A 15,241-nucleotide genomic window follows, 5' to 3' on the forward strand; every position below is an offset into this window, starting at 1 on the left:
CGACAATCCTCGGGGTGGAACTTTCCGAAGACGCAGCACTGCTGCTAGGCGGGCGCTGCCGCGGCACGCCCCGCATCGCCAACCGCGTGCTCCGCCGTTGCCGCGACGTCGCGCAGGTGCGGGGAACCGGCATCATCGACGTGCAATCGGCCCAAAAGACGCTCGACATGCTCGGAATCGACAGTGAAGGCCTCGACCCGACCGACCGCCGCATCCTATCCACGATGATAGACATGTTCGACGGGGGCCCTGTAGGCATCGGCACCATCAGCGCCGCCATGGGCGAAGAAGCGAACACGATAGAAGAAGTGTACGAGCCCTACCTCATCCAGAAGGGGCTCCTGAACCGCACCCCCCGCGGGCGCGTCGCCACAAGGAACGCCTACATGATGCTCCACAAGACAATCCCCGCAAACAAGGGCATCGAAGGCGACCAGCTTAACTTGTTCTAAAGCCCCGCAATGACGATGCGGGTTTGAGTTCGACGCGGGCACCACATACCCACGCACCATCAACGCGTGTAAGTAACCTTACCGGAATTCGGGGGCGATAGTTATCACGAGATTCACGCCGTGCAGTCCGTGGAACCCGAGCTGCAAACGGAACCAGTACATGTCCGGCCTGCGCACACGCACGCCGAAACCCCATGAATTGTAGAGATTATCAAACGACCAGTCCTTGAAGCCGGGAGCAAGCATCATGTACTCGTTGAACAGCACTCCATCCACGTAGTAGTCGATAGGCCACCTGTATTCCGTCGAAAGGCTCATGACATGCCTTGCCGACCAGTAGTCGCTGTACCCGCGCAGCGGGAACCTCGGACCAATAAGCGAGTAAGCGTCCACGCTCGCATGCCCGATTTCCCTCTCCCATATGTCGATAAGCCGGTATTGCAGCGCTATAACGCGACGTTCGAACAAAGTCTCGCGCACGTTTTCGGGGCGCCACATGCGCAACGCCGCGTCCCAGTTGAAGTCGGTGTAGAACCGCCTGTTCTGGCGGGCTTCCTTCTTGGAGAAATGGAACGTTTCCGCCTTCCCGAAATAGAAATAATGTTGGAACATCAACTCGGTACGCAAGAAGTCATGGTTCTCTCCGCGATCCTTGAACGGCCCTGCGTCCTTGATTCCAGTCGCCTTCACCACATCCGTTTGCGAGATGCCCCCGTACTTGCCAACAAACACGTACCGAGCGGAAAGCTGCATGCGGCTACCACGGCTCGGGGTATACGGGAAATCCAGGTTGTCGAACAGGAGCGACACACCCACCGGATATTGCATATAGTGTTGGTAAAGCCCGTGGTCCTCGATAAAGAACTTCTTGTCGATGAGGATGCTGTCCTGCGACTTGTCCGGCAGGCTGAACCTCACGAAATCGACTCGCCCGTTGAATTCCAGGCTCCAATGGCCGTCGCTTGTCAGCGGGAGTCCCGTACGGTAATCGATTATCGACGCCGAATCGGGCATCACGAAGGCTTCCTTCGTTCCCGGAATGATAAACTGCGCATCGCGATCCCAATACTGGCGGAACCTCACGCCTCCAAAGAGCTTGGTGCCGAAGAGTTCATGCTTCGTATAGCGAACATCAAAGAACCAGTCACTATTCGCAAAGTATTCAGACGACATGACAAGGTAGTCGCGATTCAAGAAAAGATTCCTGTGGCGATACGTGACACCGAGCATCGTGGAGTTGCCAGGTTTCAAGTTCATTATCGGGTACAGGAGCACGTTGCGTTTTTGCCCGAACGTGATGAGGTCGACCGCCGTCTCAATGACACCGTTGTCAAACGCATAGCGGATGGGCTGCGCAATCGGGTAAACGGCTCCGTTCAAGACGGGCTGGATAATATGTTCGAACGGCCAGACAAAAAAGCGGGTCCACGAAGGGCGGCCCGTTTCGACGATCGCCGTATCGTCTTTCGCAACTTCCGGTTTCTCGGTTTCTGTCTTCAAGGAATCAGAAACAGCCGAATCTGCCGGCACGGGAGTTTGCACAGAGACAGAATCCTGCGCAGCGGCGGCCACCGCAAGGAAAAGCAGAAAAGCCAAAGAGAGCAGAATCCTCCTTCGGCTAGCAAATCCGTGAGCGATATAAGTCACCCGGGCCATCGCCCATAATTTAAAATTATTGACGGAGAAAATCTACTCGACCTTTTCGCGAATCGGGTCGAACTTGTTCAAAACAAGGCAGACAAGCGCATAGACGAGACCGCCTATAAGGCCACCCGTAAAGTCGGCGACCAAATCCAAGGCGCTGCTGTCGCGTCCATCCACGAAACTCTGGTGGAACTCGTCGGTACAGCCGTAAGCAAGAGCGAGAACTCCCACAACAAGCACACGAAGCCACTGGCGCTTGGACCATTCGTTACGGGTCCAGAGCATGGCATAGCAGCCGGCCAATGTAGCGTATTCGCAGAAATGAGCCAGCTTGTCCCAGATTTGCGGGAAATCTTCCAGTTCCTCGGTCGTCATGGATGACAGCTTGAAGATGACAGCCATGCAGAGCACTGCGGGAACTACGCGGAAAAAAGGATACTTGTCAAAAAGCGATTCAAACATCTTGGCGACAAATGTAGAAAAATGCGCATGGTTTTTCTACATTTGGCTGCATGAAAGCAATTACCCTGAAGGCCGGACGCGAAAAGTCCGCATTGCGTTACCACCCGTGGATCTTTAGCGGAGCCGTCGACGAAGTTGTCGGCGACCCGATGCTCGGCGACACCGTCGAGGTTTACAGCTACCGGAGCGACTTCCTGGGTCTTGCGGCGTATTCGCCCAAGTCCCAGATACGCGGACGTTTCTGGACATTCGGCGAAAAGGGCAATATCGACCGCGAATTCTTCAGCGACCTGCTAGACCGCGCCATCGCCGCCCGCAAGAGCCGCGGATTCGACATCGAGGACAAAGAAAGCGCCTTCCGCCTGATCAATGCCGAAAATGACGGCATCCCGGGATGCATCATCGACAAGTACGCCGATATATACTCGGTAGAAATCCTTGCCGCCGGCGCCGAAGTCCACCGCAACACGATTTATGAGCTGCTCGCCGAAAAGACGCACTGCCGCGGCATCTACGAACGCTGCGATTCCGAAGTGCGCAAAAAAGAAGGCCTGCCGCTCCGCACGGGCGTAGTATTCGGCGATGTGCCCGACGAGCCCGTCATCATCAACGAGAACGGCATCCTCTTCCCCATCGACGTGAAGAACGGCCACAAGACGGGCTACTACCTCGACCAGCGCGACGCCCGCCGCCGCATCGGTGAAATCTCCAAAGGCAAGAAGGTGCTGAACTGCTTCTGCTATACCGGCGGATTCGGACTGTACGCCCTCCGTGGCGGTTGCGAGAAAGTCTACCAAGTGGATGTTTCCAAGGACGCCCTCAAGCTCGCGAAGGAAGGCATCATGCGCAACAAGCTCAGCACCGCGCATGCCACGCATGTGGAAGCCGACGTGTTCCAGTACCTGCGCAAATGCCGCGACAAAGCGGAAACGTTCGACCTCATCGTGCTGGACCCGCCCAAATTCGTGGAAAGCAAGGACAACCTGCAGAAAGGCGCACGCGGTTACAAGGACATCAACCTGCTTGCCATGAAGCTACTGGCCGAGGGCGGCATGCTCGCGACCTTCAGCTGCTCCGGGCTCATGGAAATGGACTTGTTCCAGAAGATTATCGCGGATGCCGCCGCCGATGCCCATCGGCGCGTTCAAATCATTGAACGCTTCGGCCAGCCCGCCGACCATCCCGTGAACACCGCCTTCCCCGAAGGCCAGTACCTCAAGGGATTGCTGGTGCAGGTCGTGTAATAGCACCACAACAGATTCAGCGTTTACAAAAAAACTGGCCGGCAAGGCCAGTTTTTCATTTTACAATTCAAGGATTCCGCTTACTCGCGCTTCTTGTAATAGATGCAGTCTTCCATCGCTTCTTCAAACTTTTCCTGACGGTCGACGTTACTTTGCGTGGTGGGTTCGTCCAGGAAGGTCTGCTTCTTCAGGTAAGACACCGTCGAATCGTCAAGCCATTCGTACCGAACAGATGTTTCGACTCCGGCGTACGTGTATACGAACGCCCAAATGGAATCCGATTTGACAAACGAGCATCCGGCCACTTCTTCGTATTCGTACACGCTCGAGCTGGACTCTTCGCTTGAACTGGATTCTTCGCTAGAGCTTGATTCCTCACTGGAGCTAGATTCTTCCGAACTGGAGGATACGGAGCTAGACGATTCCACGGAACTGGAGGATTCTTCTTCGTCATCAGAAGAAGAGGACTGAGGCTCGTCTTCTATGCCGTTCAACGTCTTGCACTCCGCCATGATTTCCGCGAAAAGGCCTTCACGTGTCACCGAATCTTCGTCAAGCAAGCCAATCTTCTTCTCGACAGACACGGTTGTCATGACCCCATCATCGCAAGTCGTCGTTTCGATATGAGAGCCGTCTCCTTCGACATCTTCGACTTCGACGGGGTCGGCAAACTTGCAATAGGTCCTGGCCAGGGAGCCCGTATCAACCGACGTCGTCGTAACGATAAGATCGGCATCCTCGATGACAATGGACATCTTGTATTCAGCGCCCATATCCAGCATATCGGGGAACCCAAAGGTCCATTCATCGTCATCTATGCTGAAATCGCAGCCTAAAGTAACCTCACCCGAGGACCCGCTGCTGGAAGAAAGTACTTTGCCTTTGGAATCCCTGTCGAGGAAGGGACCATCCATAGAAGAATCGTCTCCACAGGCGGAGAAGATTATGCTCAGAGCCAACAAGCTGGCGTATCTAATCTTCACTTTCATACTCCTTTCTATAAGGTTTTAGACTATTTCTTGAACCGCATCATATCGGCGTGAACTCCGTCGCGCACGACCACGTGGTATATTCCCGGAGCAAGGTTTCGCACATCCATCACGGACGAATGTCTTGCCCTGCTACGCAATACCTCGCGGCCCTGCAAATCCAGGATGCGCACATCCGCGCCATCCTTGAACGCGCTTCCGAGTTCCACGAACAAACGATTGTCGACATAGTGCGCAGAAGACCCGTAAACATTAGCAAAATTACCGAGATACGGAGCTACATGCGGAATCGAATCCTTCTTCGTGGTGTCCGTTGCCGTCGTATCCTTCTTGCCCGTCGTATCCTTGGCCGGGATAGCTTCGTCGGGCTTGAGCAGGCGCCACATCTGGTTCCATTCCCAGTCGTCGGCCCAACTCTGCACCACGCGTTCGCCATCCGTAGTTGCGCGCAGGTACAAATCACTGTGTTGCATCTTCATTCGCACCACGGAGCCCTCATAGCCGGACTGCTTTTGCATCGTCACCTTCTGGTGGGCACCGCCATTCCACTTGTACAGGCTCATCGTGTGGCCAGCATCCTTCGATTCATCCGGTGTATCAAGGGAGAGGTCACCGAAGTTGATGCGGTAGGCCGAACCCGAGAGCGGCGTAATCGTCGCAATCGCGTTGTCGCCCTTGCAGTCTCCCAGCGCGAGCTTGTTTTCGCTGGTCCGGACCATGCACGTACCGAAGTTCATCGACATGATGCGCACCGTATCGGGCTTCGCAGGCTTAGCCTGCCACACGCGCACCCAGTCCGCCTCGAAATACGCGGGCTTGTCCGCGGTGATTTCGATATCGTCACCCGCCCAGCCACCGATGGCGAGGTTCACGATGATGTACTGAGCCGAAAGCTGCTTGATTTCGGTCGGGCGGTTGTAGCTCGCAAACTTCTTATCGTCAAAGTAAAAGCTGAGCGTCGACTCGTCCCACTCCACGGCATAGTTGTGGAAACCGGCGGAACGGTCCGTATTGTCGTCCTTGTGCCCGCCGAAGGAGGCTTCGTGGTCCCACGCCGAGCCATGGCTGTTGTACCAGCTGGGGTCCGTGTAATGCAGGTAGTAATGGTGCTGCTTGCGCGACGCCGGAATTTCAAGAATATCGATTTCCGGAGGCCAGCCGTCTTGCAAAGTCCAGAATGCAGGCCAAGTTCCCTTCTGCCACGGGGCCTTGAATCGGCCTTCGATGTAGCCATACTTCACTTCGAAGTGGCCCTTGGTGTCAATTGCGCCCGAGGTGTAGTCGACAGGAATTTCCTTGTTGTTGAACTTGGCCTTCCGCCCATTTGCATCCGGATGCTTTTTCTTTTCGCCCTTGAGCTTGAGCGTACCGTCGGAGACTATCACGTTTTCTTCGGCACAATAAGCACGATGGTTATGGGTGGGGCCCCAGTTGTAGGTCGGGTTCCACTTTTTCTTGTCGAGCGAAGTGCCGTCGAAGTTGTCCTCGAATACGAGTTCCCAGCCGCTAAAGTTCGAAGGAGGTTCCGCAAAGGAAACTCCGGCAGACAAGAGGGCAAGTACGGCAACATTTAAAAATTTCATATCCACACTCAATCCAAATCAAAGCAGGAGGCGCATTATCCTTAGCCTCCCGCCAAAAATCATTCCTTCACACAGCGGACCGAGAACCCACTGTACTTCTTGACCGTATTGACTATCGCCAACTCGTTGCTGCAATTCAGTTCGACGCTGAACGCCAAGGTATCCCCACCGGCACTGGGATCCGCTTCCGTCGCAGACCACATGTACGAACTGCAGCCATGGTTGGTAAACCCGGACTGTAAATCGTTGAAGAACGCCTTGCCCGCCGGGAGCGCCGTAAAGCCGAAGTCGTCCGTACCGCTGCCACTGTTTTCCCAGCCGCTCTTGGACTTGAGCACGTTCGCGCCTGTCCAGGCAATCGGGTTCAGGGTATCGGCACCGACCGCCGTCAACAATGCGGTCCAGTCTTCGTTCGTCGGCAAGCGCCAGCCTTCGGGGCAAACCCTCTTCGCCACCTTCCACGTGTAGAGGCGGCCAGCCGATTCGCAGTTCTCGGGCTTATCCCAGTAGCACCAGTCGTTCTTGATAGAGCTCGGAGCCCCTTCGATGTCGAAGTAGTTCAAGTTTTCGGCCATCCATACCTGGCCGCCGATAGTCGTCGTCTTGTAGACAATCCCGTCACGCGGGTCCGTCATGGAGCCATAGGCAAAGTCCGGATTGTCGTGCGTTCCCCTGGGGTCGTAGAAATGCCATACGCCCACGCTGTCCGGATCGTGACGCGCCGTATCGATGCCTTCAACGCCGTCGGGGAAAAGGATGTTGAAAACGGAATCAAGGGAAGAGGTTTCCGAATCCACCACATCAGAAACGGTTTCTTCGCTAGAAGAAGAGACGTCCGGCACCGCCGGTTTGGCAGCGCCTTCGCTGGGTTCCGGCGCAGACTGGTTCGAGACCTCAAAGCCGTTCTCCTCTACCACTTCGTCGGTGACCGCAATTTTTTCCGCAGCGTTCATTTCGCCATCGGCGCTGCTGGGAGTTGCAGAATCATCACTGCACGCGGAGAATGCACATACGGAAAGGACCGCTCCTCCAGAAAGCAGGCCTGCGAGAAAACACTGTCTGATTGTTTTTTTGATGGACATACCTAACCCCTTAAAAGTTTATACTTAATTTATGTTTTCACGCCCCAAAAAGCAATAGGGGCAACCACCGACAAACAGCAAACACCCCGATTTTACAGGGTGTTTCAAGGATTTTTTCCAAAAAACTAACGCGTGCGGCGCGGGAGTTCCGAAGCATGCCTTTCGAGCCACACGGCGTCTTCGAGAGCGCGTTCGGCTTCGGCAGCCCAGTCGGATTCCGGATACTGCTGCACCACGGTGCGGTAACGGGTCACGGCACTATGGAAATCGCGGAGTTCGCGGTAAATGTTGCCCATCTGGAGCATTGCAAAATAGCGATCGTCGGTACTGATTTCCTTGTCCAGGAGTGCCTTGTAGATGCGAAGCGCCTCGGCGAGATTGCCACTCTTGAAGAGGCTGTTCGCATTCGCCACGCTGTATTCATCGTTTGCAGGAGCGGGAGCCGCGGCAACGGCCTTCTGCGCCGGAGCTGTAGCCTGAGCATTAGCCTTGACAGGTTCTTCAGCGGGCTTCGTTGCGGCAACGGGTTCCGTCTCCGCCTTCGCCGCTTCAGCCGCAGCCTTCATTTCGGCAATTCGATTCTCTGCCAACGCACGGAACTTAGCATCGGGGGCAGCCTTCTTGATATACGCAGAAAGAGCCTTCTTTTCCAGTTCACTGCGGTTGGTTTTCTGGTAGACCAAGGCCAAGTAGTAGTTCGCGTCGTTTCCCTGTTCCTTGTAGGAAAGACCCTTCTTCAAGTTGAATTCAGCCTTGTCGTACTCGCCCATCTCGTAACGGGTCACGCCCGCATAGAAATACGCGCCAGCATGTCCGGGCTGTTTCGCGAGGACTTCGCGCCACATCGCGGCAGCTTCCTTGTACTTGCCTTCGGCGAGCAGCGCCTTTCCCTTCTCGAACGGATCGGAGGGCTGTTCCGCCTTGGGAGCCTCGACCGGCTTCGGCGTTTCGGCAATCTTCTTTTCGACAGGTTCCGCAACCTTCTGCGGTGCGGGTTCGCTTACCTTGACAGGCTCCGGAGCAACTTCTGCGGCCTTCTGCGGCGCAGGCGCTGCGGCAACAGGAGCCTCGGCCGGAACGGATTCCGCGGCAGGAGCGGCAACCTCTTCGACAGGCCTATTCTTCGGATCCTTCGCAAGTTCTTCTTCGGCTTTGGCCTTCTGGCCCATAAGCCTGTAGACCTTGGCCGCCCCTTCGTAAGCCTTGCTCATGGTCGGCGTAAACTTGTACGCCAGGCGGTAGTTGGCCAATGCACGTGCAAAATCCTGCTTGGGCATCTTGAGGTAGACTTCCGCAGCCAAGAAATACGCCTCGGAATTCTGGGGCTGTTCCGCAAGGAGTGCCCTGTATTCGCCGAGAGCCATTTCGTAATCGCCCTTGGCCTCGAAAATTGCGCCCTGCTCAATGCGCGGGTCAGCAGCGAAGGATATACCGAACGAGAAGGCAAGCGTAAGTGCCGCTACAGAAAGTCTGATATTCATGTCGAATAATGTAGTAAAAAAACACCCGCAGGTTTTACCCCACGGGTGCACACCCATACTTTCTTTGGTCCAAGCTATTGTTTGAAAACCGTCGTGCGGAGCACACCGCCCGCGGTCATGAGCCGTACAGCGTAAATACCCGGACGGAGTCCCGAAAGGTCAACGACGCGCTCCGAACTGGAAAGGATCTTCGCGCCGTCCATCTGCAGCAAGTCCACGCGGAAGGCTCCCGCAACGCCGATTTCGAGACGGCGATCCGCGACGGCATAGCGCAGGGCGGGACCACGCGGAGAATTTGCCGTAGACACTCTTGTCTCGCTGTCGCTCGACTGCGGTGCGACGGAAGAAGAACTGCTCGACTGCGGTGCGACGGCGGAACTACTCGACGGTGAATCGACGGAGGAACCGGGAATGACGCTTCCGTCCCAGCCCTTGTACGCCACGAGTGCATCCTTCAACTTCTGATTCACCTCGGAAGCGGCATCGTCCTTGGAATTGTCGAAACTCCACTTGAAATTTCCGCCCTGCACGCGGCCTGCGAAAGCCTCCACGTTCGCCTTCGCCACGGCAGGCTCGTCGGCCGTATACCTGTACATCACGGAATTGTCGGTATCGAAATTGTTGTAGGTGTTGGCGCCCTGATAAGACTTGACCATAGAGGGCACCTTCGCATTGCGGCTATCCACCACGTAGGCGTCGAAATCCACGGAAGTATTGATTCCCTGGCTTGCGGCAGCCGTCTCCGAGCCTTTTACTTTATACGTACTTGCGCCGTACGGGATAAACGTGTAGTCGCCCTCGAAATGGTTGCCGAACGCCTTGATAGTCCCGCCGTCCTCATCGCTAAACGTGCCGTAATTGCCGGGATCCCGCTTGGTTCCGCCCGCATACACGTCGCTCCCCTGCATCGAGGTGAGCATCGGGAACTTGCAATTGCGGAAATAGTTGTTCTCCATGAACACCGACGAGCCGAGCGTAGCGCCCGCACCGTACTTCGCGATACCGTCGTAATAATTATTGTAGACGTGCGCGCTGTAAAACCGCACGCGCGGGTGGCGGGAGTCGGAATGGTCGAACCAGTTGTGGTGATAAGTGATGTAGAGCCCTTCGGTCGTATTCTCCTTGAGCCCGAGCAGGTTCGACTTGCCGTTGTCCCAAAAGTGATTATAGCTGAAGGTCACGTAGGTGGATTTCTTGCAGTCGAGGGCGCCGTCGCCCTTCACCTGGTCCTTGTCGCTGCCAGCATCTCCATAAAAGAAGTCGCAGTTGTGCACCCACACATACTTGTTGTCCTGCTGGAGCCCGACATTGTCGCCTTCGTTGCTGCTCACGTTCATGAACCCGAGGTTGCGGACCTCCACATCCTGCGCGCCCTTGATACGGAGACCCCAGCCGTTCGCCGTCGCATCGGGCCCCACCCCTTCGATCGTCATCGAAAGTCCTTCTTTCGAACCCATGTCGACAAGGATATCGCCTTTGTCCGTAGAATCTGGATCCGTAACGTTGCCTATCAGGCGGAAATCGAACGGGCGTTTGTCGTAGCCCTTCTTGATAGCGGCAAGAATCGCCTGAAAACCGGTAAATTCCGCCATACCGCCCTTGCTGTTGGTCGCCACGTCGAGTTTCACCGTATTCTTGTTACCTTCGGAAACATAGACGATTACGGCTCCGTCCTTGAGCGTGCCATCCGCCTTGTAAGCGCCCGGGACATGACCGTCGCTGAAGGCAAATCCCGAGCGGTCGAGGGACTTCACCGAAAGGGCCTTCGTCGTAACAGCCGCGCCCTCCTTGCCGCCCTTCACGCCCACAACCTTGAGCGTGTAGTCACCCGCCTTGAGACCCGGCACATCCACGCGCCAAGTCGAACCGTACTTGCGGACAAGCGGGGCATCGACCTTCACATCGGTCTTGCCGGCACCCGAGTAGTAGACATTGTAGCTATCAGAACCATCCGCAGCCCACTGCGCGTAGGCAGATTCAAGCCACCCTCCGGCAGCCTCCAAGGAAATCTCGGCATAGGATGCGGCCGCAAGGCCGATCCCGAGCGCGATCGTCGCAGAAAAATTCATATAAACATCCCTTTCTTTCGAGAACATACGGGAACATCCCCTTTTACACCAATTTTAAATGTTCTCAAAAATTTTAAACAAATATAACTCAATAGTCGCTATTTTATAATTTCTCTATGATTATTTTACAAAATATGTTCTCATTTTATTCTAAACAACTTTAATTTACGCAAATTTTGCGTCGAATAAAACAAGGCCACAACAAAAAACAACACAAATATTGGGCACATCTCCCCAAAAAACACTATTTTTTTATTATCATTCATCTAAATTAATTCGGAACGATGATGAAGCCAAAATTACTATTGACAATGTTGTCCCTATTTTTTGCAACAACATTTGCAGAAAATGAACCCGATACGGCCAACTTCAATGTTCTACACGGGAGCGCCTACTACAACGCCACGAGAACTCCTGGCGAAGCCCCTTCCGTGCATCGGAACATTTACACGCCCTACCTCATGTACGGGAGCAACCTGGTAGCCCTGGGCCCGACCAACGTCTACGGCATCGCCAGCTACACGTCCGGTGAGCACACCACCTTCGCCGCCTACATAAACTCCCAGGCCATGCTCGGTATCGCCACCAAGTCCCTCGGTTTCAGCTTCGCCTTCAGCGTCGGCGAGAAACTGAGCTTCTTCGAACAGAGCTCCCCTTACCACAAGCTCAAGACCGATGAAATCGTCGGTTCCTCCGCCAACAACTTCACGCTCCGTCTGTCGCTTCCGTTCACCTCCGTCGATTTCACCACGTTCCTCCGCTACTCCCAGTCTAACGGCGATTCCGTCTACACATGGAAATACGCTGACAGCGAAGGCAAATCCGTAAAGGAATACAGCAAGCTCAGCCATAACTTCGGTGGCGGCCTCACCTTCACGAACAAGCCCTCCGCCAAGGACTTCTCCTGGAGCTTCGGAGCATCGGCCACCCGTTATTTCCATACCCTCGATTCCTCATACACCAGCACGGAATTCCCGGACGATAACTATGACGTCGAGACACGTTCGAACCAGAACTACACCTACGCGAACATCTTCTACAACTTCGGTGACATCGTCCTGAAATCCAAGAACGGCCGTGTTCATGTCGGCAACAACGCCTCCATCACGGCTACCATCTACGATTGGCTCAAGGACAAAGAAAACCACCGCATGGACTACTACCTGCAAGGCACACTCTCCCTCACACCGCACATCCTTGTCGAATACGCCCTGAACGAAAACCTGATGCTGTGGGGAAGCACTTACTATACATGGAGTACATCCGGCCTTCGCGAAAGGTACATCGAGCACTGGGAAATCAGCGAGGAAAGAAGAAACAACCTCATGCAGTTCTCGACAAAGACAGGCATCCCCTACATGAGCACGGGCGCTCGCTTCAACTACAAGAACGTCACGCTCGAAGCGGGAATCGAAGCCGGCATGTACAGCAATCCCTTCAGGGGTTTCGACGGAGCGGCCGTTGCGTATGACTTCTCCGGAATCATAACATTCTAACCGAGGAAAAGAATATGAAAAAGATTTTTTCAGTAGCCTTGTTCCTGGTTTTCGCCCTTATCGCAGCGTGCTCTAACGAAACCACCATCACCGGCCCCTTCAACAGCAGGACGCCGCACGGCCACTCGTTCACCGAGTACTCCAGCAGTTCCGAAAAATACTCGAGCAGCACGGCATCTTCCAGCTCCCAGTATTCCAGCAGCGCGACATCCTCGTCTAGCAGCGAAGAGGAATCCAGCAGTTCCGAATACTCCAGTTCGTCCGTTTCGTCGAGTTCGTCGGCGACATCCAGTTCGTCTTCCGCTCCCGCAAGTTCTTCGAGCGAAGCCAAATCTTCTTCCAGCAGCGAAGAGGAATCTTCTTCCAGCAGCGTAGAAGAATCTTCCTCCAGCATCGAGGAATCCAGCAGCTCCGAAGAACCCGAAAGTTCTTCAAGCGAAGTATCTTCCTCCAGCGTAGAAGAATCCAGCAGTTCTGAACCGCCCGACACTTCTTCAAGCGAAGCATCTTCTTCCAGCGTAGAGGAATCCAGCAGTTCCGAAGAACCCGACAGCTCTGCGAGCGAAGATTGATTCAAAAGACTTCAGGTTTAACACAAAAAGTTTAAATGCATAACAAAGGATACAGAATGAACATAAAACTGATCACCTTGACTGCAGCGGTAGCGATGACTGCCGCCATGGCCCAGGAACGACTGATGACTAGTGCCGACCTCCAGACGTCAGCCCCGGCATCGGAAGAAGCTACAGCCCCCGCCTATGAGCCGACTCCGGCTCCGGCACCGGCTCCCGCTCCAGCACCGGCACCCAGAGTCAAGCCTGCACCGGCACCCCAGCCCGCTCCTGCTCCCGCAGAAGAGACGACCGCCACAAAGCCCGCCCTTCACGGCATCGCGTACAACAACGTCGGCAACCAGGCTGCTGACGCGACCGTCGCCGACAACCTGAACAAGCCTTACAAGATGGCCGGTTCCAAGTTCGTCTACATGGAACCCACCAGCAAGTTCAGCGCCGTCTCGTTCGGTGAAGGAAGCACGAAGTTCCTCTCCTTCGAACTGGCTGACAACCTCGGACGCACCACCATCGGTATCGCGAACAAGGGATTCGGCGCCTCCATCAGCTACGCCTTCGGCAAGGAGCTCGTCTTCACCGAAAGCACAGACGCCTACGAACAGGAAACCGAAGACATCTACACGGTCTCCGCAGGCGACATCGTCCGCGCAAGGTTCGCTCTCCCGTTGGGCGGCATCGACCTGAACGCCTCCATGTTCTGGCTCACCTACCAAAATGAAGTTTCCAGGTCTGAAGGTTACAAGGACGCCGACAACAAAAATACGATTGACTCCGAAAACGACTTCTGGGATTTCGGTGCCACGGTGGCCGTGAGCAACGACCCCTCGGCAAAGAAAATGTTCTGGAACGCCGCTGTTACGTTCACTCGTCATGAGGACGCCTTCTCGCGGGAAGCCACTAGGAAATCGAGAGAAGATGGTACGAAGACTGAAACACTGGATACCACGGGCAAGGGCGCCAATGTCTATATCCAGCCGTCTCTCAACGTCGGTACGGCAATCCTCCAGGGGAACGGCGCAAGAGTCTTGCTCGGCCTCAACACCCGCATTCCGTTCGTATTCTACGATGAATTCGATGACATCAGGAACAAGAGAAAAGACAGTTACTTCACGATGGGCGTTTACACCCAGCCGAACATCTTCGCCGAAATCGCTCTCGGCAAATGCTGGATGGTCTATGGCGGAGCCGACTACACTTGGGCCGTTTTCACCATGGAAGACGAAGAGTACATCACGGATTACGACGACGAACTTGACATCGTGAAGAACTACACGACCAGGATCCGTTCGCTCACGGGCGCAACCAGGGTCAACCTCGGTGTCCGCTTCCAGTACAGCAACTTCGCCGTGGAAGCTTCCATCGAGAACACCTTCTACAACAATCCCTTCCGTGGATTCTCCGACGGCAACAACAACATCCTCGCCAACTTCGGCGGATTCATCTACTTCTAATCGGGAGGCTCAATCATGAAAAAAATTATTGCTATTCTCTTCTCTTCCATGATGATCGCAGCACTCTCGGCTTGCTCTGCTGCAAGCGACAGCACCATCAGCTCGCCGCGCATGGGCTCCTTCATCGAGAACTACTGCACCATCTACAACATGGTGTCGTCTACCGCAAACGGAGTCGTCTACTCGTGTGAAGACAACGACAAGATGTACATTTGCTCGAGTTCCGAATGCAAGACGCTCACTGACTAAGCAATTCTGAAAGTATCCTTTTGCATAAGACACGCCCCGTTCTCCGGGACGTGTCTTTTTTTGCAATTCACGCTAGGCACGCACGCCGCGTTTCGGGCCCAAGCCTACTGAAGTTTTTCGAGAGATGCGTATAAATCGTACAGGCGCTGCACGCCGTTTTCAAGCCCGTAATAGTGCTTGATGTAGGGCACCAGAAGCGAAAGGAAAAGAGCCGCGAGCACGAGGACGGGAATATCGGGGCACGCCGCAAAAAACAGAAAACTACCGACTGTCAGGAGGGCAAAAAGCACAAGCACGATTTCGTGCGCAAGACGCTCATGCTGGAAAAAACCGATGTGCGTGCGCACCGACAGCAGCTGCTCGGCATCCAGCGGACAACCCGCCTTCAGGAGCGTATTCAGATACGCTTCGTAATCGGACAGTTTCTTAATCATAACATGCCTTTTTAAAGAAAAATAAATAAAAAA

General features: G+C 54.7%; 14 protein-coding genes. 6 read left to right on the plus strand and 8 right to left on the minus strand.

Annotation, left to right across the window (positions count from 1 at the left end; translation table 11 throughout):
- On the plus strand, positions 1-452 hold a 452-nt coding region (locus IK012_RS06880), incomplete at its 5' end, for a Holliday junction DNA helicase RuvB C-terminal domain-containing protein (RefSeq protein WP_290952306.1).
- Between the two features lie 78 nt (positions 453-530).
- Here the strand turns inward: IK012_RS06880 and IK012_RS06885 are convergent.
- Positions 531-2,048: a hypothetical protein gene (locus IK012_RS06885; RefSeq protein ID WP_290952308.1), complete on the minus strand. Its 1,518-nt coding sequence runs from the start codon at positions 2,046-2,048 to the stop codon at positions 531-533.
- 93 nt (positions 2,049-2,141) lie between these two features.
- Complete coding sequence (locus tag IK012_RS06890; protein WP_290952310.1) at positions 2,142-2,558, minus strand: VanZ family protein; 417 nt, start codon at positions 2,556-2,558, stop codon at positions 2,142-2,144.
- A 50-nt stretch (positions 2,559-2,608) separates the two neighbouring features.
- On the opposite strand from IK012_RS06890, the gene IK012_RS06895 reads away from it, so the two are divergent.
- Positions 2,609-3,802: a class I SAM-dependent methyltransferase gene (locus tag IK012_RS06895; protein WP_290952311.1), complete on the plus strand. Its 1,194-nt coding sequence runs from the start codon at positions 2,609-2,611 to the stop codon at positions 3,800-3,802.
- Between the two features lie 80 nt (positions 3,803-3,882).
- Here IK012_RS06895 and IK012_RS06900 read toward each other — a convergent pair whose 3' ends face one another.
- From IK012_RS06900 to IK012_RS06920, 5 genes are all read right to left on the minus strand, one after another.
- Positions 3,883-4,785, minus strand: coding sequence for a hypothetical protein (locus tag IK012_RS06900; RefSeq protein ID WP_290952313.1), 903 nt, complete (start codon positions 4,783-4,785; stop codon positions 3,883-3,885).
- A gap of 29 nt (positions 4,786-4,814) precedes the next feature.
- A complete protein-coding gene (locus IK012_RS06905; protein ID WP_290952315.1) occupies positions 4,815-6,374 on the minus strand; it encodes a family 16 glycosylhydrolase in 1,560 nt (519 codons plus the stop codon).
- 59 nt (positions 6,375-6,433) lie between these two features.
- Positions 6,434-7,456, minus strand: a complete 1,023-nt coding sequence (locus tag IK012_RS06910; RefSeq protein ID WP_290952316.1) for a fibrobacter succinogenes major paralogous domain-containing protein — start codon at positions 7,454-7,456, stop codon at positions 6,434-6,436.
- Between the two features lie 125 nt (positions 7,457-7,581).
- Positions 7,582-8,937, minus strand: a complete 1,356-nt coding sequence (locus tag IK012_RS06915; RefSeq protein WP_290952318.1) for a tetratricopeptide repeat protein — start codon at positions 8,935-8,937, stop codon at positions 7,582-7,584.
- Between the two features lie 74 nt (positions 8,938-9,011).
- A complete protein-coding gene (locus IK012_RS06920) occupies positions 9,012-11,006 on the minus strand; it encodes a pectate lyase (protein WP_290952321.1) in 1,995 nt (664 codons plus the stop codon).
- A 311-nt stretch (positions 11,007-11,317) separates the two neighbouring features.
- On the opposite strand from IK012_RS06920, the gene IK012_RS06925 reads away from it, so the two are divergent.
- Genes IK012_RS06925 through IK012_RS06940 form a run of 4 tightly spaced genes read left to right on the plus strand, consistent with a single transcriptional unit; the run spans position 11,318 to position 14,774 of the window.
- On the plus strand, positions 11,318-12,502 hold the full coding sequence (locus IK012_RS06925) for a hypothetical protein (RefSeq protein ID WP_290952324.1): 1,185 nt from the start codon (positions 11,318-11,320) through the stop codon (positions 12,500-12,502).
- 14 nt (positions 12,503-12,516) lie between these two features.
- On the plus strand, positions 12,517-13,074 hold the full coding sequence (locus IK012_RS06930) for a hypothetical protein (RefSeq protein WP_290952327.1): 558 nt from the start codon (positions 12,517-12,519) through the stop codon (positions 13,072-13,074).
- A gap of 56 nt (positions 13,075-13,130) precedes the next feature.
- Positions 13,131-14,525, plus strand: coding sequence for a hypothetical protein (locus IK012_RS06935; protein ID WP_290952329.1), 1,395 nt, complete (start codon positions 13,131-13,133; stop codon positions 14,523-14,525).
- A 15-nt stretch (positions 14,526-14,540) separates the two neighbouring features.
- Positions 14,541-14,774 carry a hypothetical protein gene (locus tag IK012_RS06940; protein WP_290952332.1) on the plus strand — a complete coding sequence of 78 codons (234 nt, stop codon included), beginning with the start codon at positions 14,541-14,543 and terminating at the stop codon, positions 14,772-14,774.
- A 104-nt stretch (positions 14,775-14,878) separates the two neighbouring features.
- Here IK012_RS06940 and IK012_RS06945 read toward each other — a convergent pair whose 3' ends face one another.
- A complete protein-coding gene (locus IK012_RS06945) occupies positions 14,879-15,208 on the minus strand; it encodes a hypothetical protein (protein WP_290952335.1) in 330 nt (109 codons plus the stop codon).
- Positions 15,209-15,241 lie beyond the last annotated feature (33 nt).

This window comes from Fibrobacter sp. (genome assembly GCF_017551775.1).
Lineage (GTDB): Bacteria > Fibrobacterota > Fibrobacteria > Fibrobacterales > Fibrobacteraceae > Fibrobacter.

Coding starts and splice junctions, on each gene's coding strand:
- IK012_RS06890 (WP_290952310.1), bottom strand. CDS start 2,558: ATGTTTGAATCGCTTTTTGACAAGTATCCTTTTTTCCGCGTAGTTCCC.
- IK012_RS06895 (WP_290952311.1), top strand. CDS start 2,609: ATGAAAGCAATTACCCTGAAGGCCGGACGCGAAAAGTCCGCATTGCGT.
- IK012_RS06905 (WP_290952315.1), bottom strand. CDS start 6,374: ATGAAATTTTTAAATGTTGCCGTACTTGCCCTCTTGTCTGCCGGAGTT.
- IK012_RS06910 (WP_290952316.1), bottom strand. CDS start 7,456: ATGTCCATCAAAAAAACAATCAGACAGTGTTTTCTCGCAGGCCTGCTT.
- IK012_RS06915 (WP_290952318.1), bottom strand. CDS start 8,937: ATGAATATCAGACTTTCTGTAGCGGCACTTACGCTTGCCTTCTCGTTC.
- IK012_RS06920 (WP_290952321.1), bottom strand. CDS start 11,006: ATGAATTTTTCTGCGACGATCGCGCTCGGGATCGGCCTTGCGGCCGCA.
- IK012_RS06925 (WP_290952324.1), top strand. CDS start 11,318: ATGTTGTCCCTATTTTTTGCAACAACATTTGCAGAAAATGAACCCGAT.
- IK012_RS06930 (WP_290952327.1), top strand. CDS start 12,517: ATGAAAAAGATTTTTTCAGTAGCCTTGTTCCTGGTTTTCGCCCTTATC.
- IK012_RS06935 (WP_290952329.1), top strand. CDS start 13,131: ATGAACATAAAACTGATCACCTTGACTGCAGCGGTAGCGATGACTGCC.
- IK012_RS06940 (WP_290952332.1), top strand. CDS start 14,541: ATGAAAAAAATTATTGCTATTCTCTTCTCTTCCATGATGATCGCAGCA.
- IK012_RS06945 (WP_290952335.1), bottom strand. CDS start 15,208: ATGATTAAGAAACTGTCCGATTACGAAGCGTATCTGAATACGCTCCTG.